Source organism: Pseudomonas mendocina (assembly GCF_003008615.1).
Taxonomy (GTDB): Bacteria; Pseudomonadota; Gammaproteobacteria; order Pseudomonadales; family Pseudomonadaceae; genus Aquipseudomonas; species Aquipseudomonas mendocina_C.
In genome coordinates, this window is record NZ_CP027657.1 from 2,441,055 (window position 1) to 2,466,248 (window position 25,194).

The window sequence follows — 25,194 nt, forward strand, 5'->3', positions numbered from 1 at the left end:
CAACCGACATGGGGGCCATCTTAATTAGAATCAAGTTTTCCCGCAGCCCAGGAGATTTCTATCGTGGCGATTCGTACTTACCAACAAGCCACTCCACAGCTTGGCGAACGGGCCTTCGTTGACGCCAGCGCCGTGGTCATCGGTGACGTCGAACTGGGCGAGGACAGCTCGGTCTGGCCGATGACCGTGATCCGCGGCGACATGCACCGCATCCGCATCGGCGCACGTACCAGCGTGCAGGACGGCAGCGTGTTGCATATCACCCACGCCGGGCCGTTCAACCCGGATGGCTACCCGCTGATCATCGGTGACGATGTGACCGTCGGGCACAAGGTCACGCTGCATGGCTGCACGTTGGGCAACCGGATTCTGGTCGGCATGGGCAGCATTGTCATGGACGGCGCGGTGGTCGAGGACGAAGTGATCATCGGTGCCGGCAGTCTGGTGCCACCGGGCAAGTGCCTGGAGAGCGGCTACCTGTACGTCGGCAGCCCGGTGAAACAGGCCCGCCCGCTGACCGACAAGGAACGCAACTTCTTCAGTTATACCGCCGCTAACTACGTGAAGCTCAAGGATCTGCATCTGGCAGAAGGCTACGACCAGTGAGCGCCGCCACATTGGTCATCCGGCCTATCGAGGCTGCCGACTTCGACCAGGTCTGGCCGATCATCCGTGACGTGGTGCAGGCGCAGGAAACCTACGCCTTCGACCCGCACATGGATCGTGAAACCGCCTGGAAGACCTGGGTCGAACTGCCGCGCGCGACCTTCGTTGCCGAACAGGGCGGGCAGATACTCGGCACCTACTACATCAAGGCCAATGCCGCCGGGCCGGGCGATCACGTGTGCAACTGCGGCTACATGACCGCCCCCGCCGCTCGTGGCCAGGGCATCGCCGGTAAGCTTTGTGCCCATTCGCTGGATGTGGCCCGGCAGCTGGGCTTCAGCGCCATGCAGTTCAACAGCGTGGTCTCGACCAACGAGGTCGCTGTGGCGCTGTGGCAGAAGCACGGCTTCGAAATCGTCGGCACCCTGCCCAAGGCCTATCGCCATGCGCGACATGGGTTGGTGGACTGCCATGTGATGTTTCGTAGTTTGGACGCCTGAAAGCCCGTGCGGCAGCGAGTCGTATCTGCAATCCCGCTTAAGCGAACTGCTTGGTTCCGGACATGGATGCTTGCGTAGGGCGGGCTCAGGAGCGAAGCGAACAGCCCGCCAATTGCTGCCTACACGGCAGTGAAGGACATGACTGTGCTCACTCCCGGTAATGGGGATTTCTGAGCTGCCTACACGGCAGTGAAGGCGGCGAACAAGAAAACCCAGGCGGCGATGAATTTCTGAGCTGCCTACACGGCAGTGAAGGCCTCCTCCAGCGTCTGCCGCGCCTCACGCAATTTCTGAGCTGCCTACACGGCAGTGAAGTAGCGCTAAAAGTCGCTAACACATTGATTATTAAAGAACCTCCTCTGCGTTGCCCGGCTTACCCCTTTTTTCGGAGCCGCTTGCAAGTGCTTGATTTTGCAAGGGCTCCGGTTGTGGTCAGAAAAGAGGGTCAGAACCAGGGGATGCTGGCCTGTGGGCTCAGGCCATAGGCGCCGAAGGTGCCTGCGGTTGGTGTGTCGAGCAGCGGGCCGTGGCGAATAAACAGGCGGAAGCTGTGGCCGCTACCGTTGCTGCGCAAGGTGGCGTAGGGCAGGTCGCAACGTTTGCCGGCGCTGTCGGGGATGCGCTGGCGCGCTTCCTCCTCGCTGATACCGTGGCGCTTGATCAGGCGGCGGCGGGCGCGCTCCGGGTTGCTGTCCACCTGTACGCGGCTGACGCAACGCCAGCGCACTTGCGCGGGGATCGGCGCCAGCTCGCCCAGGTGCAGGTGGTCACGCATGCCGGTGAGCCAGTTCAGCGCCAGTAGCCTGTCCAGGGCCTCGGCACTGCCATGTAGGCGCAGGCGAGTGCCGAGGCCGTGGCTGGCGCTTTCCACATCCGGGAAGCTGATGCCCACATCGCTACGGCGCAGGTCATGCAGGCCCCGGTGCAGTTTGGCCAGCAGGGCGCTCATCAACTGCGTGGCCGGGAATTCCGGATCGGGTAGCAGTTTGAGGTCGAGGTAGTGATCCACGGTCATTTCTCCTCGGCGGCCCCGAATACGCCGCCACGGATCAGGTTGGCGATCACGTAGTGCTGCTGCTCGGCACTCGGCACGGTGTCGTTGAGCACCCAGGCATCGAACAGGCTGTAGAAGTCGGCTTTGTCCTTGGGCTGGCGGTAGGCCTTGCCCTGGGAGGTGACGGAGCCGTAGGGCTCGACGGCGATGGGCCCGCGTTCGCCAGCCTCCGGGTACCAGGTGTCGATGGTGCGCAGGGCGTTGCCGATCTTCTGCGAGTGGATGGCGGCCACATCGCCGACCTTATAGAGCGTCTTGCTCTTGCCGCCTTTGCTGTCGCCCCGATCGAGGATCAGCTCCTGCGAGGGGAAGATTTCCTGGCCGTCGCCGATACGCACGAAGGCCACCACCTCCAGCAGCAGATGGCCCTTGCCGGCCAAGCCGTCGGCGATCACCTGGCCCAGGCTGTCGACCTCGGCGTGGGCGGCAAAGGCGCGCAGCGGCAGCGCCAGGCCATCGAACGTCCAGCGCTGCACCGCTTCGCCGTTCTGCAGGCGGGCGATGCGCACTTCAACGGCTTCGGCGCCGATGCGGTTGCGCCAGAGGAAGCGGCCGTTGGCCAGGTTGGCGGCGTAGCGCCGGCCCAGTTCGGCGAAGCCTTGTTCGGCTACATAGCCCTGCACGGTGGCCAGCAGCTTGGCCTGGTAGTCGGCATCGTTACAGGCCGAGGGAGTACCGGCGCCGCCCAGCACACGCAAGGTGAAGCGCACCTTGAGGGTGTCGGCATCGGCGGGCAGGGCGGCGACATCAACGGTTTGCAGGTTGGGTGCCTGGATCGAGGCGTCCAGCTTGGCCGGGTCGCGATCCTTGGTTTTCAGGCGGTTGGAGATGGTACCGCGCACGGATTTCTCGCGGATATGCACAGGCTGCCAGATGCCGGCGTCGCGTTGACTCCAGCGTCCTGCATAAAGCAGTGCGTCGGAGGGGTCGAGCTTGCGCTCGAAGGCGAGTACGGAGGCGGTGGTCAGCGTGGTGGTCTTGGCCATGGTCGGATGTCCTTATGCGTGGGCTTCGAGATCGAGAAAGGGCGTGTTGCAACGGAACAGGCCGACATCTGGCTCGGCCTGGTGATACCAGAGCAGTTCGCGGATATCGCCGAAACGCAGCGGGCTGCGCCATTCGCCGAGTCCGTAGAGGCTTTCGACGAAGTGAAACGGCACCTCGCGGTCGCGGGCATTGCGCACGCTGCCAGGGACATGCTCCGACAGCGAGCGATAACCCAGCGGAATCGGCACCAGCCAGCCGGCGCGTTGGCGTATTTGCCAGGCCTCGCGCGGCGCGCCGTTTTCGTCGGTGGAGCCAGGCGGGTCGACGTTCAGGCGGGTGAGGTCGAGCAGGGCGTCGAGGCTGGTCAGGCTGGTGTCCTGCTCCCGCAGGGCGGCGGTGTGTCGTGTCAGCAGGTCATTGCGCGGTATCAGGGCGAAGCCCGGCAGCAGACGGCGCGCCAGTTTGCGGCTGAGGCGGGAAGCTTCCTCGGCATTGCCGGGCCAGATTTCAAGCGAAGCTTGGCTGCGATCGCCGAGTACCCAGGTCGGCGGCAGCAGGCTGCCACCGGCCAGGCGCATGCCGAGGGCGGTGTCCCAGGCGCGTTGGGCGATTGTCTTTTCATCCTGCATGCCGTCGTAGAGGGCCATGCCGGAGACACCGATCAGCAGGCTGACCTCCAGGTGCATGCGGCCTTCTTCGACGATGGCGGACGTCGAGCCGTCCTTGCCTACCGGGTTGCGCGTCAGGTGGAACACCTGAGTGCGCTTGCCGGCTGGTTGTGAGGTTTGCGTTTGATGCCGGTGGCAGATGATGGCCACACCATCGAGGGCGATGTCCATGTCCTGGCTGAGCTTGCGCTGCAGGGCATGGACGAAGCCGGTGAAGGCAGTGACGGCGGGGAAGCCCCAGGTCAGTGGGCCGGAAATGGCATTGGCGTTCTGCACGCGCAGGCGCGGCAGCAGGAGCAGGGCTTCAGGCGCGTCCATCGTCGAGCATCTCCTTGAACAGTGTGAGTTCGTCGTGCAGCACGCCCCGCCAGTGATTGGCTTCGTCTTCGCCGAGGCGCAGGGCGTCGTGGTCGAGCTTGGCGTTGAGCCAGTTGCCGAAGCGCTTGCTGGCCTGCTCCGGCCAGTCGCGCCACAGGTGGGTGCTTTTGAACGCTTCATCATCCTGAGCGCGCAGCGGGTCGAGCCAATGCCGTTCGCTGTCGTCCAGGCGGCAGTCGGCGTGCGCACTCCAGCCGGCGGCCAGCTCGCCGTTGCGGTTGGCTTCGAGCAGAGCGGCGGCGTACTGGTGGCAGGCATCGCTGATTTCGCCGAGCAGGCGCGCGCGTTTGCGACGAATCTGCCAATTGTTGTGGCTGGTATCGCGCAAGAAGTGCTGCAACTCGGCCACGCGTGCGCGCAGGGCTTTGTCGTTGCGGTAGATAAACTCGAACGCCGAGTCGCGGCGTAGGGGCGGGCGCAGGTCGAGGGTGCGCCATTGCGGCGGCAGCGAGGCGAGCAGCCAGTTTTCGCCGTAGCGCTCGCTGTTGAGTTGGCTGATGTTCTGCGGTTTTGTGCCGCCGAACTTCTGGATCGCCAGGTCGAGGTATTCGCAGTATCCATGCGGGTGCGGCTGTTTTGCTTTGCGTGCATCGCGCGCCGCCTTGGCGGCTTCGCCGAAGCGATCCTCGCGCATGCGCTGTTGCACGCGGTGCACCAGGCTGGTGGGAAACAGCGGCGCCAGCAGGTGGTAGCTGCCATCCGGCAAGGGGAAGTAGACCTGTTTGGCCAGCGTATGGGAGGCCGGCGTGCCACGGCTTTCGGTGATGGCGGCAAAGCTGGCGCGCCAGGTTTCGGCCTGCTCGGCGTCGTCACTGAGAGCGGCAAGCAGGTCGGCATCGTGCTCCAGCATGCGTTGCAGCAAAGTCCGGCCTGCGTGTTCCAGCTTGAGGAGCTTGAACACGTCCAGCGCTGCTGCGTTGCCCACCACGTCATCGTCCCACTGCCCTGCCAGGCAATGGCTGGACACCAGCCCCGGCAGATCGAGCGCGGGCGGCGGGGCATGCAGGTTGCTGCCACGGGCGTCGGGGTGGATGGGCTTGAGGGTGTGAGTGGCGAGCTGGATCTGCGCCACGCGCCGTGCGGCATCGGCGAGCCAGGCGTCTGGCTGGTGGGCTTCGAGCAGTGGCTGGCGCTTGGGATCATCGTCGGCCAGCTTGTCGAGCTTGGCCTGTAGGCGGGTGTGGATGAAGGTGTGGATCAGATCGCGCAGGGCGGCTGATTCGGCTGTGCTCTTCGTCGCCATGGAACCTCCTGTTTAGGCGAAAGCATGCGAGTCTCGGAGGGACTGCCTGTCCTCGGAGTGGCTGTGCCATCATCTTGATGGCTGCCTGGATAGGCTAGTGCAGATTGAACAGCGTGCAAGTTCTGTCTTTTTCAAAAACAAAAAGGTGCAAATCAATAGGTGAACTATTCTGAGCAAACTACCGTTCAGGTAGCTCAGAAATATTGCTTTGCGCCTATATGTTCCGTTTTGACTGCTGAGTAAGCAGCCTCATGTAAAGAAATCGCCGTTTTCTTTATGCGTCGGGCATTACGTGTAAAGAAAACGGCGTTTCTTTTACACGTTGTCTATTGCAGCCGAGCGGCCTGCTCCGCCACCAGCGCCCGAATCGCCCGCAGGCAACGCATCTCGCCGGCAAAGGTGGCGCGCAGCTCCGGGCGTTCGGCTGCCAGTTCGGCATTTTCCCGCTCTGTTTGTGCCAGCAATTCATCGGCGTGCGCGGCGATGCGCTCCTGCATGCGCTGCAACTGCGCATTGGCCGGGGAGCGTTTCAGGCCCAACGCTTCAGCGGCGTCGAGCAGGTGCTGGCGGTCGATATGTGCGAGGCGCGACTCGCCAAGGATCGGCCAGGCCAGGGTGGTCGCTTGCGGCCAGCGATCCTGATCGAAGGCGCGGGTTTCGTAGACGGCGGTACTCAACAGGTCATAGAACGGCGACAACTGCTGACCGCGTGAGCCGACCAGAAAGCTGATGTTCTTCAGGTGAGCGTCGGTATTGCCGATCAGCACGTTGAACAGCAGCCAGTTGAACAGGCGAGTACGGGTGACTGCCGGGGCAATGGTCAGCCCCAGTAGCTGAACCAGGCGTTCGATACTGCCGGCCTGGTACTTGAAATGACGATCCAGGCCGAGCATCTGGCAGGCGTCGATGCTGTGCAGGCGTTGCCAGGTTTCGCCCTGTGCCTGGCGGTCGAAGCGTTCGATCAGGTAGACCGGCTGGGGCACGTAATGACGGCTGACACCGGGCACGGCAAGGCCGACGCGGGCGGCCAGGCGCATGCAGAACCATTCGTTGACCACCGAGTGGGCGAAGGCTGGCTCGGGGTGATCCGGTTTGAGGATATGCGTCGAGGGGGCCGCGCCGACCGGTTCGTACAACTGGCCGGCCTTGAGCACCACGGCCAGCTTGTGTTGGGCGCCGGCCAGGGACATGCGCTTGTGAGCTTCGTGGGTCAGCGGCAGGCGCGGCATGGCTGCGATGCGTCTGGCCAGTGCTTCGTCCGTCAGGACGCGCAGCTCGCCTTTCGGCAGCGCTTCGCCCGGCGGCAGCAGGGTCAGTGAGCCGGCCGATTCGGCGCCGTAGTACGCCAGCAGAGCGAAGGCGTCGCTGGCTTCCAGACGAGCATCGGCAGCCAGCAACTGGCGCTGGCCTTCCTCGGGCAACAGGTTGTCGAAGTACCACTGCACCGGACGCTGGCTGCTGTTGTCGAGGATGGTGCCCTGTGCCCGTGGCAGGTTCGGGCACAGGTCGAAAGCGCCCCAGTCGTCCGCATAGCGGAAGCTCCATACGCCATTGTCGTCGTAGAGATGCCCCACCAGGCGATCACCGATCCAGGCCAGCAGCTCGCGCTTCATGCTTCAGGTTCACCGGGCAGTTTTTCCACTTCATCCGGCAGATCGACGATCAACCTCAGTCCGAGGCCATCGAGCACCTGGAACAGTTTGCCCCACTGCACGCTCTCGCTACCGCGCTCGACCTTGCCAAGGAAGTTTTCGCTGACGCCAATGCTGCCGGCGGCGTCATCCTGGCGGATGTTCTGTGCCTTGCGTGCCCGGCGTATCAACTCGCCCAGTTCGGCCGCGCTCTTGAGTGTGGTTTGCATATTAAATCCTCATGATCGTGAGGAATTTGTCACGTAATACAGCGTGGATCAAGTGAATCCTCACGATTGTGAGGATTCTTGGGTTCTTCGCTCTGCCGCCAGTCATATCCTTATGATCGTGAGGATTATCGACCACGCGTGAAACCCAGGGTCTCATGCCAGCGCCAGGTTTGGTCGGTCAAGGTGCCGCTGTCATTGCGCTGGCAGTCGAGGCTGATCTGCCCATAACGCATGGCGCAGGCGCGCAGATTCAGGCCCTTGCGTTCGGCCAGAGTGGCCAGCTCCACTTCATAGCCGGCGTGCCCCCAGCGCTGAATACGTGGGCCGTATTGCAAGGGCAGGTCGCTCAGCAGGTTGTTCAATGGGCGCCAGGTGCCGTCCTCTTCGTCACGGTGGAAGGTGCAGGGTAGCTCGTCGTCACTGTCGGGCAGCAGGGCGTAATCGAGTTGCGGGCGGCCCTTGCGGAAGGGCTGCGCATGTTGCATCACGCCGCTCAAAGGCGCTGGCGTCTGCCACCAGAATGCTGCGGTCAGATCGACGTTGCTGGCGCCCATGCCGAGCAATTCGGCACGTAGGCGCGCATGTTCCAGATCCACCAGGCGGCTTTTCGGTTGCAGGGGACTGGCCTCGACGATGCGTGGCGCGGCGTCGATGGTGAGCATCTCGGCCGGTAGCAGTTCGCGCAGGTCATGGCTGGCCAGGCGCATGCTATCGCTCTCGAAACCGGGGCGGATGAACGCCTCTTTGCTGCCCTGCAAGGCCTTGAGGTTATGCGACAGCAGGTAAAGATTGTCGCCCTCGCAGGCGCCTGGGCGATGGCGACGGATGCGCCCGGCCAACTGGATGATCGAGCGCATGGATGAAGGCTCGACGATGGCCCAGTCGTAATCGTGGTCGCGGCCCACCTCGGCCACCGGCGAGGCGAGCACGACGAACAAGTGATCGGTCTCAGGGTAGCGAGCCAGGGCGTCGCGCACCGTGGGTTGGTCGAACACGGCCTGTGGCTCATGGCGGCGCAGCAGGCTGTCCAGTTGGCGCTCGATGGCCGAGCGCAGTAGCAGCGGGAAGCGCGAGTGGTAAACGCATAGATGCAGGCGCATGCCCTCGGGCGCGCCCTGGGCGTACAGCGCCTGGGCCAATTCGATCAGCGGGTCGACATTGGCCAGACGCAGCAGGCCGAAGCTGACGCGCCGACCATCACTGGCCGTGCTGTGATGGTGTTGATGCAGTTCGTTCATCCAGCCCGGTAGTTGCTGCGCCAGCTCGGCGCAGATGGCCGGGCGTTCCTTGCTGCTGGCGCTGACTGGAACGATACGGGCGCGGCGGCGCACCGGTTGTTTACTCAGAGGGGTCAGGCGCTTGTCGATGAAAGCGCTGTGTTGCGCCGCGAAGCCGTCGCCATCGACCTGTAGCGAGGCGCTGCAGGCGAATTCGTCGAACCAGGCGCAGCAGATGTCTGCCGAGGTACCGGGTTCGCCACGATGTCGGCGATAGGCGGTGCGCCCGGCACTGTAAGCCTCGAACAAGGCACGCACCAGTGCCGGTGGCAGGGTGGCCGATGACACCAGTACGCGGCTGCCGAGCAACCCGGCCCAGTGCACCAGGCGGGTGAGGGCAGGTAGGTCGGCCAGGTCGAAGTCGTCTGGTTCGTCCAGGATCAGGTCGGAGGTGAGCAGACGTAGCATCGGTGCGATCTGCCGACCGCCCCGAGTGCTTTCGCAGGCTGGGATCAGGTGATCGACAGTACAGGCCAGGACGGGTGCGCTGACCAGCTTGTGCACCAGCGGATCGTGCTGCAGCCAGTCCTTGAGCGGGCCGTCTTCCAGGTTGGCTTCGTAGTGCACATGGCCATTGTCCAGTAGGTTCGCCAGCGACTCGCTACCCTGCGCTGCAGCCTGTCGCGCCCTGGCGCTCAGCTCGAACAGCTCGCGTACCGCCGTGCCGCCGACGCGGATGGCCAGGTCGTCTTCGTCCAGGCCGAGCTTTTCCCGGTAAGCCTCACCGGTCTGCAAGGTGAGGGTGCGCAGGCCGAGGGCGATGGAGAAGCGTGCACCGCGCTCCGGGTCGGCCAGGGCATAGAGAATTCGACCATTGGCCAGGGTCTTGCCGCAGCCGGTGGAGGCCAGGTTGATGCCGAAGAAGCCCTGCCGCCTGGCGGCGTCTCGCAGACCACAGGCCAGGTCGAAGGCTCTGTCCTGCCAGCGGAAGCGCTCGTCCGTGACGCGGCGTTTGAAACCCTTGTGCCGGGCGATGCGTGGCAGGCTGCGTTCCAGGCGTGGCAACAGGCCGACGATGCGCCGGGCGCCTTGAGCGACGCCGAGCAGGTGTTCATCGAGGCGTTGTTTCAACGCACCGCTCTTGTCCGTGTTGGCATGGGCGGGGAAGTTGGGATCGCCGAGGCGGGCATCGCTTGGCAGGCTGGAGTAGTGGTGGTCGGCGAGCATCAGCACCAGACGCGACAGGTGCATGGCGTAAGGATCGACCAGCCACTGCGGCGCGTTTTGCAGCAGCCCGGGGCGCTCCAGCATGGTCTGGGCACAGGCCGCGACACGTTTGCTCCAGGTGGCGCTGGAAAATGGCAGATGACCGGATGGGAACTGCCAGCAGGCGGCCTTTTCCGCCGCACTGGAGTCCGGGCGTGCACCGCACCAGTCGGGCTTTATCGGCGCTGGCAGCAGTTTCAGCCCTGCTGCCGGGAGTTTGCCGCTGGGCAGGCGGTGATGACTGACGATCAACCAACCGATCACCTGGGCCAGGGGTGGCAGATGCCGTTGCATGAAGGGGCTGGGCTGAGTTTGTTCATGATCGGCGCGCAGGCGGGCGAACCAATCGGCATCGCCCTCGACCAGTCGTTGCAGCCAGTCCGCATCGTTGGCGCCGCTGCCGACGAAGGCCTCGAACAGGCGCAGCGATACCCATTCGTGGCGGTAGGCATCGGCCAGCGGCCCCTTGCCGCGCAGCTTGGCCTGGAAGGCGGTGTTGGCCTTGCCGATGTCGTGGAACAACGCCGCCATCTGTGCCAGCAGTTTGATGTCTTCGGCGCTGTGCCAGTCGTTCTCGTCATCCTTGCGCAGCACGTCGCGGCGGGTGGTGTTGGTCGGCACCGCGCCCTGGGTGTTGAAGCGGCTGGCGTCGCCGACGATCCACAACAGTTCGCTGTGATCCTTGCCGCGTATCCAGTGGCAGGCCACGGCGGTGTTGCGTCGGGCAGTCTTCTTCAAAAGCTTGCGCAAGGTATCCAGCCCCGCCTGGGTGATCGGTGTCTGCCAGGTGCGTTCGCCCCGGCGTTCGGCGAACTGATCGAGGAGGCGCCGGCTTTCCACCAGTGCGCGTTTGTCGCACTGGCTGATCAGCAATACGTTCATGCGCCAACCTGCTCGGCCACGGCCTTGAGGGTGTCGATCATGAGGTCCAGTGATTCGCCGCGGGTGAGGTTCTCGATACAGGCCTGGCGAAATTCCTGCTCCTCATCGCCACGCACGGCGCTGACGAAGGCTTGCGGCAGGATGGTGGCGTCCTTGACCAGATCGGCCACGTCGAACACCAGGCCACCGCGCCGCGTCTTGCCGTGCAGCACGGCCAGGCCGTGAGGGATGCCCAGCACCCAGGTGGCGCTGGCGGCCAGGCCGTAGGCCAGGTAGTTGCCGTGGTCGAGGAAGCGGTTGGCCGGATCGCTACCGCTGCCTTTCTTGGCGCGAGTGAAATCGCCATAGCTGACGGCACGCGCGGCGAGGGCGAACAGTTGCTTGCTCAGGCGGGCTTCTTCGGTAAGCAGGAAGGTGTTGTCCGGTGCCGCCACGATGGCGCGCTGCGAAGTTTCGAGGGCGTTCTCCAGGGCGGCGGCATCGATCTGGAAACCGGCATCCTTCAGTGGCCGGCTGTTCAGCCAGCCCTGACGGATACGTTGCAACCGTGCCAGTTGAAAGGCCTTGGCCGCCTCCAGGCGCTGGTCATCGTCGAACCAGAATTTCACCCACTTCTGCAGATATTCCGTCGGGCGATATTCGCTTTGCGGCGTGAACCAGGCCACCTCCACATCCATCTCGTTGGCCGAGAACAGTGGTGTGCCGCCCCCGCCGCAGAAACCTACCAGCACGCCGGCCTTGGCCAGCTCACGCATCGCCGCCTGGGTGATCGAAGTGCCGGTACCGAGCAGGATGGTGGTGGTGTTGGCGATGGGGATATTCCAGTACAGCGATTGCTTGCCTGCATCGGTGACGTACTCCACCCGCCCACCGTTGACCAGCACCCGGCAGTGCTGCAGGTAGTAGAGATTGGCGCGCTTGGAGTGGAGGATGGTCTTGAGGTCGGAGGGGCTGATGTCGTCCATGAAGGGCTCCCAGGGCAATGCTGGCAGTTAAGCCCTTTTGATCCGAGGTGCCAAGTGCGGAGCTGCCTGCACGGCAGTGAAGGCGGTGCTGCTGTCTGCCGTCAGGGTGACCGTTTTCTGAGCTGCCTGCACGGCAGTGAAGACGACCTTCGCGATCCCGCGATCATCGTAGAATTTCTGAGCTGCCTGCACGGCAGTGAAGGGCGGCCGGCGAAATGGATCGCGAGGGCGGCTTTTCTGAGCTGCCTGCACGGCAGTGAAGCTCGAACTCGTCCAGCTCGTCGCAGTTCACATTTTCTGAGCTGCCTGCACGGCAGTGAAGTAGAGACGATAGCGCCCAAGTTGCTGTTTCTCAACGCTGGAGCCCCTTTTCTGGCGGTTTGACCCTTTTTTCAGGGCTATCTCCAACTCTTTGATTTTTAAAGAGACTGGGTATGGGCTCAGAAAAAGGGTATTAGTCCGGTTTCGAGGCCCATGTGGGTTGCCGCACGCAATCGGTGGGTGGTGCTTTTGCCTGCAAGGCATGGCGGCTATGCTCGCGCACATTCGATACATGCATCTAACGACAAGGATCGTTCATGACCCAGGCCAACCCTTTCGACATTGCCCCGCCGTCAGCACCTGCCGCTACGCGTGAGTCTCCCGCGCTGCCACTTTATCTGGTGGGCGTTGCGCTGTTGGTCGGGGTGATCGGCATCCTGATGACGATCACCGGCCTGCTGTTCAATTCGCCCATGGAGAACCTGGGTGAGTGGATGCTGCGCTACGGGGTGAGGAACTGGATCAGCCATCTGCTGATGACAGGCCTGTGCGTGTATTGGCTGACGCAGGCCTATCTGGAGCGCAATGGTCTGGGTGACTATCGGCAGCCCGCCGGTTTGCTGGTCGGTTATGGCCTGGTGTATCTGGGCCTGTCGTGGATGGGTGGTTACGCGATCAGCTCCCTGTTCATGTGGAGCTACGAGCAACTGAGTCATGGCGCGCTGACCAACCTGTTCTGGTGGGCCTCGGAGTTGCTGCGCTTTGGTATCGAAGCGCTGCTGCCGCTGTGGCTGCTGCTTTATCTGTTTCGCTACAGCGCCGAGAAGGTTTCCGCGCCTTTGAAAATGTCAGGGCAAACACTGGCCTGGTGTTTCGCGCTGGGCGTTGTGGTGGTCTATCTGCAACTGTGTGCCCTGGCCATGCAACTGCTCAGCGGCATGCTGTACAGCGATGCGCTGGAAGGTTGGGAAGGCTGGATCGTCCTTGGCCATGGGCTGATCAATTTGCTGGTGACGTTCTTTGCGGCGCGTGGCGCCTTGCCTGAGCAGGCGCTGGGTTTCAATGGCGGGCGTCTGGCGTTGGCCTGCCTGATCACCATGCTGCTGTGGATCGGCACTGCGCTGGTGTGCGCCGCAGTCATGCTGGTGCTGTTGCTCTTCGGCGGCCGTGGCGAGAGCGTCTTGCTGATTCTGTTGGGCCTGTTGCAACTGGTGCTGCTCTGGCCCTTTACCCGTCTGGGGCTGCGTTGGGGTTACCGGGCGCAGGCCGCTGTCTGACGGGCTAACTCACTGAGCTGGAGCCGCACTCCAGCCACCGCCCAGCGCCCGTGCCAGTGCCACGCCACTTTGCAGGCGGGCCAGGCGTAGCAGGGCGCTCTGATCTTCGGCGGCATACAGCGTGCGCTGCGCATCGAGCAGGTTGAGCAGATCGTCGGCGCCCGCCTGGTAACGCCGTTCGGCCAGTTGCAGGGCGCGCTCGGCCTGGGCCTGTACGTCCTGCTGCGCCTGCCATTGCGCTTCCACGCCGCTGCCGGCATTGAGCGCCACCTGTACATCCGCGAAGGCTTCGATGATGCGTTGGCGATAGTTGGCCAGCAGCTCTTCGCGCCTGGCGTCGCTGCGGTCACGTTCGGCGGCCAGGGCTCCGCCATCGAAGATCGGCGCGGTGAGTGCGGTGGTCAGCGAATACAGCGGATCGGCGAATACACGGCTCAGGCTGCCGGCCGAGCCGTTGGCACCGGCAGAGAGGTTCAGACGCGGCAGCAGGGCGGCGCGCGCTGCACGCAGGTTGGCGTCGGCGGCACTGAGCTGAGCTTCGGCGCGGGCCAGATCCGGGCGGCGCAGCAGTAGCTCGCTGGGTAGGCCGACGGTCAGCGAAGGCGCTTGCAGGGTGACGAGCGAGGTCGAGGAAGTTGCCGCCGGTTCGCCCTGGCCGAGCAGCACGGCGAGGTTGCTACGCACGTCATCGGCCTGCTGGCGCAGTTCTGCTCGGCTGCGGCGTTGCTCGGCGACCAGGCCGCGTTGCTGGGCCAGTTCCAGCGGGGTGGCGGCACCTGCATTGGCGCGTGCCTGCACGGTGGCCAGCACCCGCTCGGCATTGTTCAGGTTGAGATCGGCCAGGCGCAGGCGTTCGTCGAGGGCGACCTGGCGCAGCCAGGTTTCCACCAGGCTGGCGGTCAGGCTCAGGCGCAGGGCATCGCGGTCGAAGCGGCTGGCGGCCAGCTCGGCCTGTGCGGCGTCGTAGTCGGCGGCCAGGCGGCCCCACAGATCCACTTCATAGCTGGCGACGAGGCCGCCGCTGTAGCGATTGCCGACGGCTTCGCCATTGCCGCCAAGACGGCCTTCACGACTGGCGCCGAGGTTGCCGTCCAGACGTGGCAGCAGCGGGGCGCCTGCGGCGCGGCTGCTGGCTTCGGCCTGGCGCAGGCGAGCGGCGGCCGCAGCCAGATCCTGATTGTTGCGCAGCGCCTGGTCGATCAGCGCGTCCAGTTCGGTGCTGGCAAAGCTGCGCCACCAGGTATCGGTCACGGCTTCGCCGGCCTGCGCATGGCGCCACTGTGCAGGTGCGGCGGGCAGCTCGGCAGGTGTTTCGGGCTTGTGGCTGCAGCCGCTCAGCAGCAGGGCTACGCACAGTGCCGGAATGAGATAGCGGGTCATGAAAAATCCTGTCATTGCGCGGCCAGGGCCACCACCGGGTCGAGCCGCGCGGCGGTCTTGGCCGGCAGGTAGCCGAACACCAGGCCGGTGCCCACCGAGCAGGCGAAGGCCAGCAGCATGGCTGACAGCGAGAACACCAGCGGTACGTCCCAGAGGATCAGCAGGGCGCCGAACAGCAGCCCGCTGGCCACGCCGACGCTGCCGCCGAGCAGGGTGACCAGCACCGACTCGGTGAGGAACTGGCGCATGATGTCGCGCTGGCGTGCGCCGGTGGCCATGCGGATGCCGATCTCGCGGGTACGCTCGCGCACGGTCATCAGCATCACGTTCATCACGCCGATGCCGCCGACCAGCAGCGACACGGCGGCGATCAGGCCGAGCATCAGGGTCATGCTCTGCCGCGTCTTGGCTTCGGCCTGCAGCTTGGCGGCGGAGTTGTACACGCGAAAATCCGTGCGGCCGTGGCGTTGCTGCATCAGCTCTTCGATGGCGCTTTGCGCCTGCATGACCAGGTCGCTGCTGCGCACCTGGATCGCACCGTAACTTTCATCACGCAGCTTGGGGAACACCCGCACCACGCCAGTGCTGTGCGGCACCAGCACTTGCTGGTCGGGGTAGTTTCCGCCGGCTTCACTGCCTTTCTCGCTCATTACCCCGATCACTTCGAAGGGCGAGCTGTTGATCAGGATGATCTTGCCCAGCGGGTCGCTGCCATCGGGAAACACTGTCTCGTAGACCTCGTGGCCGAGCACGGCGACCGGGGCGATCTCGCGGTTTTCCGCAGCGCTGAAGAAGCGCCCGCGCGCCACCGGCCAGTGGTGGATCTGCGGCAGCTTGTCGCCAACGCCGAGCACCTCGGTCTGCAGCGCCTCCTGGCCATGGCGGATCAGTGCCGGGTCACGCAGGATGGGCATCACTTCGGCCACTTCGCGCAGTTCGCCGATGGCTGCGAAGTCATCCAGGGTCAGCACGCCGATCGGGCCACCGGTACGCGGCACGTCGCTGCCGATGTACATCATGTTGGCACCCATCACGCCCATTTCGGCGACCACCTTCTGCCGCGCGCCTTCGCCGACCGCGAGCATGACGATCACCGAGGCCACGCCGATGACGATGCCGAGCAGGGTCAGCGCGGTGCGGAACCGATGGATGAGCATTACGCGCATGGCGCCGCGCAGCATGTCGCCCAGTTCGCTGAAGAACGACGCGCCGCTGTCGCGCCCGGCCTGGCGCATATCCGGAGCGGGCAGCACATTGCTCGGCACGGCTGCGCCGCTGTCGCTGATCACCTCACCGTCGCGCACTTCGACCACGCGCCGCGCCTGGGCGGCGACGTCACGGTCGTGGGTAATGAGAATGATGGTGTGGCCGGCGTCGGCCAGTTCATGCAGCAGCGCCATGACTTCCTTGCCGCTGCGGCTGTCCAGCGCGCCGGTCGGCTCGTCGGCGAGGATGATGCGCCCGCCGTTCATCAGCGCGCGGGCAATCGACACGCGCTGTTGCTGACCGCCGGAGAGCTGGCTGGGGCGGTGTTCCAGGCGCTCGTCCAGGCCCAGTCGCTGCAACAGCGCACAGGCACGCTCATGGCGTTGTTCGGCCGGCATGCCGGCGTAGACGGCGGGCACCTCGACGTTCTCGCGCGCCGTCTCGGTGGCGATCAGGTTGTAGCCCTGGAAGACGAAGCCGAATGCCTCGCGGCGCAGCCAGGCCAACTGGTCGGCGTCGAAGGCTGCGACGTCCTCGCCGGCGAAGCGATAGCTGCCGGCGCTGGGGCGATCCAGGCAGCCGAGGATGTTCATCAGGGTCGATTTGCCGGAGCCGGAGGTACCGACGATGGCGACGAACTCACCGGCTTGCACTGTCAGGTCGATGCCGCGCAGGACATCGACTGCCGGTGCGCCGTTGTCGCCACCGTAGGTGCGACGGATGCCCCGCAGTTCGATCAGCGGTGCTGTTGCTTGAGCTACCACTGAAACCTCGACATGCCGTCATCGGCCGGCGCTTCGCCGGTCACCAGGCGTTCGCCCTCGACCAGGCCCTCGGTGATTTCCGCTACCTGGCGATCCCGCGCGCCGACCTTCACCGAGCGCAGCTCGGGCTGCTCGCCCTTGGCCAGAACGCGTACCTGATAGTCGCCCGGTTTGCCTTGCAGGGCGTCCAGCGGTGCGGTGAGCACGCCTTTGGCCGAGGCGGTGACGAACACCACCTGGGCGGTCATCTGTGGCATCAGCTCGCCGTCGTCGTTGTCCACCTCGAACAGCACGGTGTACTGCACCACTTTCTCGGTTTCGCTGGCGCTGCTGCTCGATTCGCCCTGGCTGCCGGCGGGCACCGGTGGTGCCGGCAGCACCTGGCGCACGCTGCTGTGCCAGCGCCGCTCATCGCCACCGAGGGTGGTGAAGTACAGCGGTAGGCCGGTCTTGACCCGGCGGATGTCAGCTTCGGAAACGCGCGTCCAGCCGGTCATGCTGGACAGGTCGGCGATGCGCATCACCGTAGGCGTCTGGTAGGTGGCATTGAGGGTCTGGCCCTGTTTCACGTCGACCCCCAGCACCGAGCCGGCGATGGGCGCGTAGATGCGCGTGTAGCTGAGCTGTGCTTCGTTGCCACGCAGGCGCGCCTGGGCCTCGGCGATCTGTGCGCGCAGTTGTTTCAGGCGGGCTTGGGCGGAGCGCAGGTTGGCGACGGCGATCTGCACGTCTTCCTCGCGGGTGGCTTCGTCGGCGAGCAGGCGCTGTTGGCGACGATGTTGCTGCTGCGCCAGGTCTAGCTGTGCCTGTTGCTCGGCCAGTTGCGCGCGCAGACCATCGAGGGCGGCGCGGTCGGCCTCGACCGTGGCTTCATGCAGGCTGGCGTCGATCTCGGCGAGCAGTTGGCCCTTTTCCACCTGATCGCCCGGCTCCACATGCAGGCGCATGATCTGCCCGGACACCTGCGCGCCGACCTCCACCGAATGGCGTGGTTGCAGGGTGCCGATGGCGACCACCGTGGCCTCGACGTCGCCGCGTGATACGGGGACGGTTTCATAGGCGATGGTCGGCGAACGGTGGAGCCAACCGGTCAGGGTCAGCAGGATCGATACGATTGCAGCCAGCAAAACCAGGCGACGCGGGGAAAAGCGGGAAAACACCATGCTGAAGCTCGACCTCTGCCTGAGCGCTGAAATACCGGTCATGAACCTGCGCAGCAGCTGCGTGGTGCACGGGGACGTGATGCGGATAAGGGAACGGGCCGCCCTGTTCTGGCGGCGCCGAGAGGGTAGAACTGGCGTTCCTAACTACAAAGACGGACGAGGGGCGCAAAGCCGCTGCCCGTTCGTCGGTGTAAATGAAACAATATGTTTCAGGCTGCCTGTGTCGTGATCAAGAGGAATCCGGAGCGTTGGGTGCTGTTCGCAATTGCCTTATCCTTCGTCTCCCTCCGCAACGGTGAAGTACGACGCGCTATGCACTACAGCCATATCCTCTTCGATCTCGACGGCACCCTGACCGACCCGCGCGAGGGCATCACCCGTTCGGTGCAGTACGCACTGAGTAAGCTGGGTATCGACGAGCCGGATCTGACCGCGCTCGAGCACTTCATCGGCCCGCCACTGCTGCAGTGCTTCATGGCCACCTATGCGCTGGACGAGGCCACGGGTTGGCAGGCAGTCAACCACTACCGTGAGCGCTTCCGGGTGACCGGCTTGTACGAGAACCGCGTATTCGAAGGCGTGGAGGCGCTGCTCGAGGCGTTGGTGGCGCAGGGGCGCACGCTGTATATCGCCACCAGCAAGCCGACGGTGTTCGCCGAGGAAATTGCCCGCCACTTCGGTTTCGCCCGCTACTTCAAGCGCATCTACGGTAGCGAGCTGGACGGTACGCGCACCAACAAGGTTGAGTTGCTGGCGCATCTACTGGAGAGCGAAGGATTGGCACCGGACTCGGCGTTGATGATCGGTGATCGCAAGCACGATCTGATCGGCGCGCGCAGTAACGGCCTGCATGCGGCGGCGGTGGGTTATGGCTTCGGCAGTCGCGAGGAGCTGGTGGGCGAGGCGCCGGCCTATCACTTCGATACGCTGGTGCAGTTGCACCAGGCGTTCAGTCGCTAAGTATTCGGTGGGCTGAAGCCCACCCTACGGGGTGAATATAAATAGGTAGGGCTCCGCTTCAGCCCACGAAAGGATGCCGCCATGGGTGGGCGGAGATGCTGGAGCAGGAAGGTCGGAGTGCAAGAACTGGCCCCCGCCGTCAGGCGGGAGCCAATCAGGACAAGCCTCAGCCGTTACGCTGATAGATGATCTTCTTGGTACCACCGTCGCAGCTGCCGACGACCATGCTCTGATCCTGTACTTCGGCGTTGGGCACGATTTCCAGGGTGTAGCTGGGCACGTTGTTGGCCTGAATCTTCACTTCGATTTCCTGCTTGAGTTCTTCGCAGGGCTTGGGCGCGGCCAGCGCGCCGCCTGCAAGCATCATCAGGGCCAGGGCGGGAATCAGTCGTTGCATCGCTTGTACCTCCGGTGTTGGGCGAAAACCTGAATAGGTTGGACTGGCAATGTGCCAATCAGTTCTAGTCCTTTTGCAGCAGGCTTTCCAATTCAGCCCGACGATTCGCCTCCGGCAGCCGACCGAGCGCGGCCACGGCAGCGTAGAAGGCTGGCCAGTCCCGTCCTTCGCGTTCGAACAGCCGAGCGAAAGCCTGCACCCATTGGTCGTAGAGTCCGAAGGGCAGCAGTTTGGCGTTGTTCAGTGGGCTTTCGACCCAGGCGTCATAGCGGCCCTTGCCGCCCCACTCGCGTTGGCGCAGGGCGCGGTAGTCGCGGCGCAGGCGCTCGAACTCGGCCTGCTTGGCGGTGCGCATGCTCTCCGCCGGTAGGTTGCTGGCATAGAGCTGCTGCAGGCGTTCACGGCTGGCCAGTACCAGTTCGATGAACTGCTGACGCTGACGGTCGTCGCTGGCCGGTGGCGTTTCCCCACGGGCGGCATGCCATTGGCGCAGCCCTTCGCGTTCGACGAAGGTGGCGAAGGATTCGTTGAAGGCGGTGTCACCTGGCAGGTAGTACTGCTGGTGCGCGAGTTCGTGGAAGATCACCGCGATGAAACGCTCGTCGCTCCAGCGCAGCATGGTGTTGAGCAGCGGGTCGTTGAACCAGCCCAGGGTGGAGTAGGCCTCCACGCCGCCGATATAGGTGTCCAGTCCCTGCTGATGCAGCAGTGCGGCGGCACCACGGGCGCGGCCTTGCTGGTAGTAGCCGCGATAGGCGACACAGCCAGCGATGGGGAAGCAGTGCAGCTCGGGATCGAGGGAGAACTCCGGTGTGGCGAACACGTTCCACACCACGAAGGGTCGGCCCAGATCGGCGTACAGGCGATAGCTGCGGTTGTCCGGCAGGTGCAGCCGTGCGCTGGCGAAGTCCCTGGCCTGCTGTGACAGGCTCAGGCGCCTGGCCAGGTCGGGGTCGGTAGCAGGGTCGCTCAGCAGGCGTTTGATCGGTTGGCGCGCTTGTAGCAAGTGCCACTGACCCTGGCCGAGATGAGCGTAATAATCGAGGGTCGAGCAGCCACCCAGCAGCAGTGCGAGCAGGGGAACCGCGACGCGGCGCGGCAGGTCGATAAAGGAGGCGTTGGGCATGCCGTCACGCTAGCTGATCGTGTCGTTTGTCTCCAGCCCTGCGCGTATGAATACGCCCGTTGCTCCTCGGTTTTGCCCGCCTCCCGGTGTAGGCTGGTGCCTGAACCCTTATCGGAGGTCGCCATGCGCGCCCTGCTTCTCGCTCCCGCCCTACTGATGCTCGGGGCCTGTGCGTCGCCCCTGCCCAAGCCTGATCCTCAACAGGCCTGGGTCGAGCTGTATTCCACTGCCGATACGCTGCTGATGGCCGACCGCCTGGATGACAAGCGCTGGCCTGATGGCCGCTACTTTCAGGTACCGCCCGGCAAGCACGAGCTGGAAACCCGTTTCCAGTTCGAAGTACGTGGCGGTGGCGGGCTTGGCATGATGAGCGAGCCGTTGCGCATGACCTGCGAGATTCGCGTGCGCTACGACGGTTTTGCCGCCGGTCAACGCTACCGCCTCGAAGCCCGTCAGATGCAGATGAAGGCGCAAGCCTGGCTGTACGACGATCAGCGCAACGTGTTGGCACGCGGTGAGGTGCTGCGCTGCGGCACGGCCATCTAGCGGATGGTTATATTGAATGTCGTGCCCTTGTAGGGTGGGTTAGCGACGCTGAACACGGATCAACAGCCGATGCGCTCGTGCCGCGTCGCGTAACCCTCCAGGCGCTGGATCGCGTTGCGCCGATGGTGGGTTATCGCGGGGCGGCCATCCGACGCACCCGTTCCTACGTATCGAATCGGTACTGCGTCAGACGGCTAACCCACCCTACCAGCTGCGTAGCGCGAGTCGAGGTCAGCTGTCGAGCACGGCTTCCAGGGTGATCGTGGCGTTGAGTACCTTGGACACCGGGCAGCCGGTCTTGGCGGTTTCCACGGCCTTCTCGAAGGCGGCGCGGTCTGCGCCGGGGATTTTCGCGCGCAGCGACAGATGCACGGCGCTGATCTCGAAGCCGCCATCGACCTTGTCCAGCGTCACCTGAGCCTGGGTGTCGATGCTCTCGGCGGTCATCCCGGCTTCGCCCAGTTCCTTGGACAGTGCCATGGAAAAGCAGCCCGCATGCGCGGCGCCGATCAGCTCTTCGGGGTTGGTGCCGGGCTTGTCTTCGAAGCGGGTATTGAAGCCGTAGGGCGAGTCCTTGAGGGCGCCGCTCTGGGTCGAGATGGTGCCCTTGCCGTCCTTGATGCCGCCTTGCCAGTGGGCCGAAGCTGTCTTTTTCATGTGCGTCTCCCATCGAATGAACGAAGCCGCCGGTGTGGCGGCCTGTTCTGATTCAGAGGGCTGTCAGGCGCACAAGTTCGAACTTAACAGGTTGTTGAAAAACTACCTCGGCTTTGGCTTCCTGCGTCGCTCTACCTCCTGCGTCCATGCAGTCGTCGCCTACGCTTTTCAACGGCCTGCTAGCCGCGTTGCAGCTCGGCGAGGATATCGAAGGCGTGCAGGCGGTCGGCGAAGTCATACATGTCGCAGGTGAAGATCAGTTCGTCCGCTTCGGTCTGCTCGAGTAGTTGCTCGAGACGCTGGCGCACGGTCTGCGGCCCACCGATGGCGGCCAGGCCGAGAAACTCACCCACTGCCTGGCGTTCGTGCGGCAGCCACAGGCCGTCCATGCTTGCCACTGGCTTGCGCTGCACCAGGCTTTGGCCGCGTACCAGGGCAAGAATGCGTTGGTAGGCGGAGGTGGCCAGGTACTGCGCCTGCTCGTCGCTGTCGGCTGCCAGCAGGGGTACGCCGAGCATCACGTAAGGCTTGTCCAGCACCGCCGAGGGACGGAAATGGTTGCGGTAAATGCGGATCGCTTCATGCAGGTAGCGCGGAGCGAAATGCGAAGCGAAGGCGTAGGGCAGGCCCTTCATGCCGGCGAGCTGCGCGCTGAACAGGCTGGAGCCGAGCAACCAGATCGGCACGTTGGTACCTGTGCCGGGCATGGCGATCACCCGCTGACCTTCCTGGCGTGGGCCGAGGTAGGCCTGTAGCTCTTCGACGTCATTGGGAAAGTCTTCGGCGCTGCCATCGCGGCTGCGGCGCAGCGCATGGGCGGTGTACTGGTCGGCGCCGGGCGCACGACCCAGGCCCAGTTCGATCCGGCCCGGATAGAGGGTAGCCAGGGTGCCGAACTGCTCGGCGATCACCAGTGGCGCATGGTTGGGCAGCATCACGCCGCCCGCGCCGAGGCGGATGCTGTTGGTACCGGCGGCCAGGTAGCCGATCAGTACGGATGTGGCGGAACTGGCGATGCCGTCCATGTTGTGGTGTTCGGCCACCCAGAATCGTTCGAAGCCCAGACGTTCGACATGCTTGGCCAGCGCCAGCGAGTTATGCAGGGCCTGAGCGGCGTCACCGTCGTCGCGGATCGGCGCCAGGTCGAGGGTGGAGAGCTTGATGGAAGCCAGTCGGCTCATGGGGAGTCTCCTCGTTGCTTGGCCGCCTACTCTAACCCCTTGGGTTCAGGCTACGCACGCCGCGCCGAGGCATAGTTATCATCGACGAAGGTGATTCGAGGATTTATTGAGGCCCTGCAGGCCGGGCTGTGAGCGGCATTCGGCGCGGCCTGGCGGGTGCTGCCAGACTCACGGTGTGCGATCTGCGCGCAGGGTGTTTCATGCCTGTAGGCCTGGCGCGCACTTTTCGCTACCCAGCGGGCACCAGAGGCCATCGAAGCAATCTTCACCGCTGAGCAGGCGTTGCAGTTCCAGCGGGCTGCGGGGGCGGCTGAACCAGTAGCCCTGAGCGTAATGACAGCCTTCGCTGCCGAGGAAGTCCAGTTGCGCCTGCTTCTCGACGCCCTCGGCCACCACGGCCAGTCCCAGGCTGTGGCCCAGGCCGATGATCGCTCGGCTGATGGCCAGTGATTCGGTGTCCTGCGGGGCGCCGGCGATGAAGCTCTTGTCCACCTTGATGATGTGCAGCGGGAAGCGCTTGAGGTAGCCGAGCGAGGAGTAGCCCGTGCCGAAATCGTCGAGGGCCAGCTGTATGCCGAGGCTGGCCAACTCGCGCAGGCAGGCCAGGTTTTGCGCACTGTCCTCCATGAGCTGGGTTTCGGTGATTTCCAGCACCAGGCTGGAAGGCGGCAGGCCTGTTTCGCTGAGGATGTCGGCGACCCGCGCGGCGAAGTCGTTCTGCTGCAGCTGGCGGCTGGACAGGTTGACCGAGCAACGCAGTTGCGGTTGCCCTGTCTGTTGCCAGGTGCGTACCTGGCGGCAGGCCTGCTGCAGCACCCAGTCACCCACCGCGAGAATTTCACCGGACTCTTCCAGGCAGGGGATGAACTCCAGCGGCGAGATGTCGTGTCCGGCATGCTGCCAGCGCAGTAGCGCCTCCACGCCGATCAGTTGTGGTTGATCGCCGTCGAGTTGGCAGATCGGTTGGTACGCCAGGCGTAGCTCGCCACGTGCACTGGCTTGGGCCAGTGCATTCTGCAACTCCAGCTGGCGCTGCGCCTGCTGCTGCAATTCGTTGCTGTAGCGGGCGAATTGGGCCTTGCCCGCACTCTTGGCCCGATACAGGGCCAGGTCGGCAGCCTGCAGCGGATCGAGTGGCTGGCCGCTCTCCTGTAACGCGGCGATGCCGATGCTGGCACTGACTGCCAGCGTCTGCTCCTGCAGCCTGAGCGGCGCGTGCAGGCTCTCGAGCATGCGCTGGGCGACGCGCTCGGCGTCGGTCATGCAGGCCAGGTCATCGAGCAGGGCGACGAACTCGTCGCCCCCGAAGCGTGCCAGATGATCCCCGGGGCGCAGGCAGTGGCTGAGCCGCTCGGCTACCTCCACCAGTACGCGATCGCCGATCTGATGGCCGAGGCTATCGTTGATCAGCTTGAAACGATCCAGATCGATGAACAGCAGGGCTGCCTCACGAGCCCCCGGACGTTGCTGGCGTTGTACGGCTTGTTGCAGCAGCTCGCCGATTCGAGCGCGGTTGGCCAGGCCGGTGAGCGGATCGTGGCGCGCGGCGTGGTGCAACTGCTCCTCGGCGGCGCGTCGCTGGCTGATGTCGCTCTGCGAACCGGCCATGCGCCGCAGGCCGCCGCTGCCGGTATCGGCCACGCCACGCACCAGTACCCACAGGTAGCTGCCGTCCTGCCGACGGATGCGGTATTCGTGATGAAGAAAGGGCGTGAGGCCACGCAGATGGCTGTCGATGGCCTGGCGCAGGCCGGGCAGGTCATCACCATGGACGCGGCTGAACCAGCTGTGGCTGGTGGGCGAAAGGCTGTCGCGGTCGAGATCGAGCATGCGAATCCAGCGCTCGGAGAGGTACAGCTGATCCTGCTCCAACTGCCATTCCCACAGCCCGTCGTTGGCGCCGCGCATGGCACGGGCATAGCGGGCCTCGCTGTCCTGTAGTGCCTTGCGTTGGGCGGCGCCGTAACTGTCCAGGGCCAGGCCGATGTCGAAGAACACCTTCTTGATCAGGCTGGAGAAGCAATCGCTGGCCACCGAGGAGCCGAGCAGCTCGCCGAGCAGCCGATCCAGGTACAGGCGATAAGCGCCCAGGTACCACTTCAGGTCGACCCCCGTGCGCTGATGCACCCAGCCAATGCGCAGGCGCTCCAGCACGTAGTCCCCGTCCAACGGGCTTTGCCACAGACCGCGGTAGTAGTCGGCCTGGCGACGCTTGAGGCGCTCGGTGACGGCTGGGTCGCCGAGGATGGCGGCCGGCGCCGGATAGTCCGCGAGCTGTTGATAAAGGGTGTCGACGAAGTACTGGTTGGCGCGTTCGACTCGCTGCGCACAGCGTGACAAACGCTCGTTGTCGACCTGGCGCCAGTCGAGAAAGCGCAGGCGCTGGCGTAGCTCATCCAGATCCGGGGCGATATGTTGGAGCAGATCCTGGAATTCTTGTTCGTTGCCCATCTCGGCCTCGTGCTTATCCTTCAGCGCTAAAGAGCGCCGGGAGCGTTTCTAGGTGCTCTGCGGCAGCCCGCTGGGTGCCTGCCACAAATGGCAGGCCAAAAAAAAGCGCCGCCGGCCGCGCTTCCTCGAAGGAAGGCGGCCAGCGGCGCTCTGTCTTGCAGGCCCTGTGTCCTGCCCGGCAAAGCCGGTCTCCGCATG

At 64.5% G+C, this 25,194-nt stretch carries 21 protein-coding genes and 1 CRISPR repeat array; of the genes, 5 read left to right on the forward strand and 16 right to left on the reverse strand.

Going from position 1 to position 25,194, the window contains the following annotated elements:
* Positions 1 to 63: 63 nt before the first annotated feature.
* Both C7A17_RS11300 and C7A17_RS11305 read left to right on the forward strand, forming a co-directional pair.
* Entirely contained in the window at positions 64 to 606 is a 543-nt protein-coding gene (locus tag C7A17_RS11300; RefSeq protein WP_106738131.1) for a gamma carbonic anhydrase family protein, read from the forward strand.
* The gene (locus C7A17_RS11305; protein WP_394337066.1) at positions 603 to 1,106 is read left to right on the forward strand and encodes a GNAT family N-acetyltransferase; all 504 of its coding nucleotides are present in this window, start codon (positions 603 to 605) and stop codon (positions 1,104 to 1,106) included. Before C7A17_RS11300 ends, C7A17_RS11305 begins: the two co-directional genes overlap by 4 nt.
* Positions 1,107 to 1,551: 445 nt before the next feature.
* Here C7A17_RS11305 and cas6f read toward each other — a convergent pair whose 3' ends face one another.
* The 8 genes from cas6f to cas1f form a co-directional block, all read right to left on the reverse strand.
* The gene (gene cas6f, locus C7A17_RS11310) at positions 1,552 to 2,115 is read right to left on the reverse strand and encodes a type I-F CRISPR-associated endoribonuclease Cas6/Csy4 (RefSeq protein ID WP_106742869.1); all 564 of its coding nucleotides are present in this window, start codon (positions 2,113 to 2,115) and stop codon (positions 1,552 to 1,554) included.
* Positions 2,116 to 2,117: 2 nt separating this feature from the next.
* Positions 2,118 to 3,146 carry a type I-F CRISPR-associated protein Csy3 gene (gene csy3 / locus C7A17_RS11315; protein WP_106738132.1) on the reverse strand — a complete coding sequence of 343 codons (1,029 nt, stop codon included), beginning with the start codon at positions 3,144 to 3,146 and terminating at the stop codon, positions 2,118 to 2,120.
* Between the two features lie 12 nt (positions 3,147 to 3,158).
* Complete coding sequence (gene csy2, locus C7A17_RS11320) at positions 3,159 to 4,133, reverse strand: type I-F CRISPR-associated protein Csy2 (RefSeq protein WP_106738133.1); 975 nt, start codon at positions 4,131 to 4,133, stop codon at positions 3,159 to 3,161.
* Complete coding sequence (gene csy1, locus C7A17_RS11325; RefSeq protein ID WP_106738134.1) at positions 4,120 to 5,436, reverse strand: type I-F CRISPR-associated protein Csy1; 1,317 nt, start codon at positions 5,434 to 5,436, stop codon at positions 4,120 to 4,122. The genes csy2 and csy1 overlap by 14 nt, the downstream gene beginning before the upstream one ends.
* 326 nt (positions 5,437 to 5,762) lie before the next feature.
* A complete protein-coding gene (locus C7A17_RS11330) occupies positions 5,763 to 7,049 on the reverse strand; it encodes a HipA domain-containing protein (RefSeq protein ID WP_106738135.1) in 1,287 nt (428 codons plus the stop codon).
* Positions 7,046 to 7,297 carry a helix-turn-helix domain-containing protein gene (locus C7A17_RS11335; RefSeq protein WP_106738136.1) on the reverse strand — a complete coding sequence of 84 codons (252 nt, stop codon included), beginning with the start codon at positions 7,295 to 7,297 and terminating at the stop codon, positions 7,046 to 7,048. The genes C7A17_RS11330 and C7A17_RS11335 overlap by 4 nt, the downstream gene beginning before the upstream one ends.
* Before the next feature lie 125 nt (positions 7,298 to 7,422).
* Positions 7,423 to 10,662 (reverse strand): type I-F CRISPR-associated helicase Cas3f, encoded by a 3,240-nt coding sequence (gene cas3f / locus C7A17_RS11340; protein WP_106738137.1) that lies wholly within the window; start codon positions 10,660 to 10,662, stop codon positions 7,423 to 7,425.
* Positions 10,659 to 11,627: a type I-F CRISPR-associated endonuclease Cas1f gene (cas1f, locus tag C7A17_RS11345; RefSeq protein ID WP_106738138.1), complete on the reverse strand. Its 969-nt coding sequence runs from the start codon at positions 11,625 to 11,627 to the stop codon at positions 10,659 to 10,661. Before cas1f ends, cas3f begins: the two co-directional genes overlap by 4 nt.
* A 54-nt stretch (positions 11,628 to 11,681) precedes the next feature.
* A CRISPR array of direct repeats spans positions 11,682 to 11,949; the repeat unit is 28 nt; unit sequence TTTCTGAGCTGCCTGCACGGCAGTGAAG.
* A gap of 256 nt (positions 11,950 to 12,205) precedes the next feature.
* On the opposite strand from cas1f, the gene C7A17_RS11350 reads away from it, so the two are divergent.
* A complete protein-coding gene (locus C7A17_RS11350) occupies positions 12,206 to 13,165 on the forward strand; it encodes a hypothetical protein (RefSeq protein ID WP_106738139.1) in 960 nt (319 codons plus the stop codon).
* Between the two features lie 9 nt (positions 13,166 to 13,174).
* Here C7A17_RS11350 and C7A17_RS11355 read toward each other — a convergent pair whose 3' ends face one another.
* The 3 genes from C7A17_RS11355 to C7A17_RS11365 are packed head-to-tail and all read right to left on the reverse strand — an operon-like array spanning position 13,175 to position 17,678.
* On the reverse strand, positions 13,175 to 14,545 hold the full coding sequence (locus tag C7A17_RS11355; protein WP_106738140.1) for an efflux transporter outer membrane subunit: 1,371 nt from the start codon (positions 14,543 to 14,545) through the stop codon (positions 13,175 to 13,177).
* A gap of 11 nt (positions 14,546 to 14,556) precedes the next feature.
* Positions 14,557 to 16,515, reverse strand: coding sequence for a MacB family efflux pump subunit (locus C7A17_RS11360; RefSeq protein WP_158704657.1), 1,959 nt, complete (start codon positions 16,513 to 16,515; stop codon positions 14,557 to 14,559).
* The gene (locus C7A17_RS11365; protein ID WP_106738141.1) at positions 16,509 to 17,678 is read right to left on the reverse strand and encodes an efflux RND transporter periplasmic adaptor subunit; all 1,170 of its coding nucleotides are present in this window, start codon (positions 17,676 to 17,678) and stop codon (positions 16,509 to 16,511) included. Before C7A17_RS11365 ends, C7A17_RS11360 begins: the two co-directional genes overlap by 7 nt.
* Before the next feature lie 312 nt (positions 17,679 to 17,990).
* Here C7A17_RS11365 and C7A17_RS11370 point away from each other — a divergent pair, with 312 nt between their 5' ends.
* Entirely contained in the window at positions 17,991 to 18,638 is a 648-nt protein-coding gene (locus C7A17_RS11370) for an HAD family hydrolase (RefSeq protein WP_106742875.1), read from the forward strand.
* 166 nt (positions 18,639 to 18,804) lie between these two features.
* Here the strand turns inward: C7A17_RS11370 and C7A17_RS11375 are convergent, their stop codons facing one another.
* Both C7A17_RS11375 and C7A17_RS11380 read right to left on the reverse strand, forming a co-directional pair.
* A complete protein-coding gene (locus C7A17_RS11375) occupies positions 18,805 to 19,035 on the reverse strand; it encodes a DUF1161 domain-containing protein (RefSeq protein WP_106738142.1) in 231 nt (76 codons plus the stop codon).
* A 64-nt stretch (positions 19,036 to 19,099) separates the two neighbouring features.
* The gene (locus tag C7A17_RS11380) at positions 19,100 to 20,161 is read right to left on the reverse strand and encodes an aminopeptidase (protein ID WP_106738143.1); all 1,062 of its coding nucleotides are present in this window, start codon (positions 20,159 to 20,161) and stop codon (positions 19,100 to 19,102) included.
* A gap of 123 nt (positions 20,162 to 20,284) precedes the next feature.
* Here C7A17_RS11380 and C7A17_RS11385 point away from each other — a divergent pair, with 123 nt between their 5' ends.
* Positions 20,285 to 20,707: a PA0061/PA0062 family lipoprotein gene (locus C7A17_RS11385; protein ID WP_106738144.1), complete on the forward strand. Its 423-nt coding sequence runs from the start codon at positions 20,285 to 20,287 to the stop codon at positions 20,705 to 20,707.
* A gap of 231 nt (positions 20,708 to 20,938) precedes the next feature.
* Here C7A17_RS11385 and C7A17_RS11390 read toward each other — a convergent pair whose 3' ends face one another.
* From C7A17_RS11390 to C7A17_RS11400, 3 genes are all read right to left on the reverse strand, one after another.
* Positions 20,939 to 21,364: an OsmC family protein gene (locus C7A17_RS11390; RefSeq protein WP_106738145.1), complete on the reverse strand. Its 426-nt coding sequence runs from the start codon at positions 21,362 to 21,364 to the stop codon at positions 20,939 to 20,941.
* Positions 21,365 to 21,543: 179 nt separating this feature from the next.
* Entirely contained in the window at positions 21,544 to 22,545 is a 1,002-nt protein-coding gene (locus C7A17_RS11395) for an LLM class flavin-dependent oxidoreductase (protein WP_106738146.1), read from the reverse strand.
* Between the two features lie 198 nt (positions 22,546 to 22,743).
* Positions 22,744 to 24,996: a putative bifunctional diguanylate cyclase/phosphodiesterase gene (locus C7A17_RS11400; protein ID WP_106738147.1), complete on the reverse strand. Its 2,253-nt coding sequence runs from the start codon at positions 24,994 to 24,996 to the stop codon at positions 22,744 to 22,746.
* Between the last annotated feature and the right edge of the window lie 198 nt (positions 24,997 to 25,194).

What these genes read in the sequence shown, in the direction of transcription:
- C7A17_RS11400 (WP_106738147.1), bottom strand. Translation starts at nt 24,996, where the DNA reads ATGGGCAACGAACAAGAATTCCAGGATCTGCTCCAACATATCGCCCCG.
- csy2 (WP_106738133.1), bottom strand. Translation starts at nt 4,133, where the DNA reads ATGGACGCGCCTGAAGCCCTGCTCCTGCTGCCGCGCCTGCGCGTGCAG.
- C7A17_RS11365 (WP_106738141.1), bottom strand. Translation starts at nt 17,678, where the DNA reads ATGGTGTTTTCCCGCTTTTCCCCGCGTCGCCTGGTTTTGCTGGCTGCA.
- C7A17_RS11375 (WP_106738142.1), bottom strand. Translation starts at nt 19,035, where the DNA reads ATGCAACGACTGATTCCCGCCCTGGCCCTGATGATGCTTGCAGGCGGC.
- C7A17_RS11370 (WP_106742875.1), top strand. Translation starts at nt 17,991, where the DNA reads ATGCACTACAGCCATATCCTCTTCGATCTCGACGGCACCCTGACCGAC.
- C7A17_RS11335 (WP_106738136.1), bottom strand. Translation starts at nt 7,297, where the DNA reads ATGCAAACCACACTCAAGAGCGCGGCCGAACTGGGCGAGTTGATACGC.
- C7A17_RS11350 (WP_106738139.1), top strand. Translation starts at nt 12,206, where the DNA reads ATGACCCAGGCCAACCCTTTCGACATTGCCCCGCCGTCAGCACCTGCC.
- C7A17_RS11355 (WP_106738140.1), bottom strand. Translation starts at nt 14,545, where the DNA reads ATGACCCGCTATCTCATTCCGGCACTGTGCGTAGCCCTGCTGCTGAGC.
- csy1 (WP_106738134.1), bottom strand. Translation starts at nt 5,436, where the DNA reads ATGGCGACGAAGAGCACAGCCGAATCAGCCGCCCTGCGCGATCTGATC.
- C7A17_RS11385 (WP_106738144.1), top strand. Translation starts at nt 20,285, where the DNA reads ATGCGCGCCCTGCTTCTCGCTCCCGCCCTACTGATGCTCGGGGCCTGT.
- cas1f (WP_106738138.1), bottom strand. Translation starts at nt 11,627, where the DNA reads ATGGACGACATCAGCCCCTCCGACCTCAAGACCATCCTCCACTCCAAG.
- C7A17_RS11390 (WP_106738145.1), bottom strand. Translation starts at nt 21,364, where the DNA reads ATGAAAAAGACAGCTTCGGCCCACTGGCAAGGCGGCATCAAGGACGGC.
- csy3 (WP_106738132.1), bottom strand. Translation starts at nt 3,146, where the DNA reads ATGGCCAAGACCACCACGCTGACCACCGCCTCCGTACTCGCCTTCGAG.
- C7A17_RS11395 (WP_106738146.1), bottom strand. Translation starts at nt 22,545, where the DNA reads ATGAGCCGACTGGCTTCCATCAAGCTCTCCACCCTCGACCTGGCGCCG.
- C7A17_RS11330 (WP_106738135.1), bottom strand. Translation starts at nt 7,049, where the DNA reads ATGAAGCGCGAGCTGCTGGCCTGGATCGGTGATCGCCTGGTGGGGCAT.
- cas3f (WP_106738137.1), bottom strand. Translation starts at nt 10,662, where the DNA reads ATGAACGTATTGCTGATCAGCCAGTGCGACAAACGCGCACTGGTGGAA.
- C7A17_RS11380 (WP_106738143.1), bottom strand. Translation starts at nt 20,161, where the DNA reads ATGCCCAACGCCTCCTTTATCGACCTGCCGCGCCGCGTCGCGGTTCCC.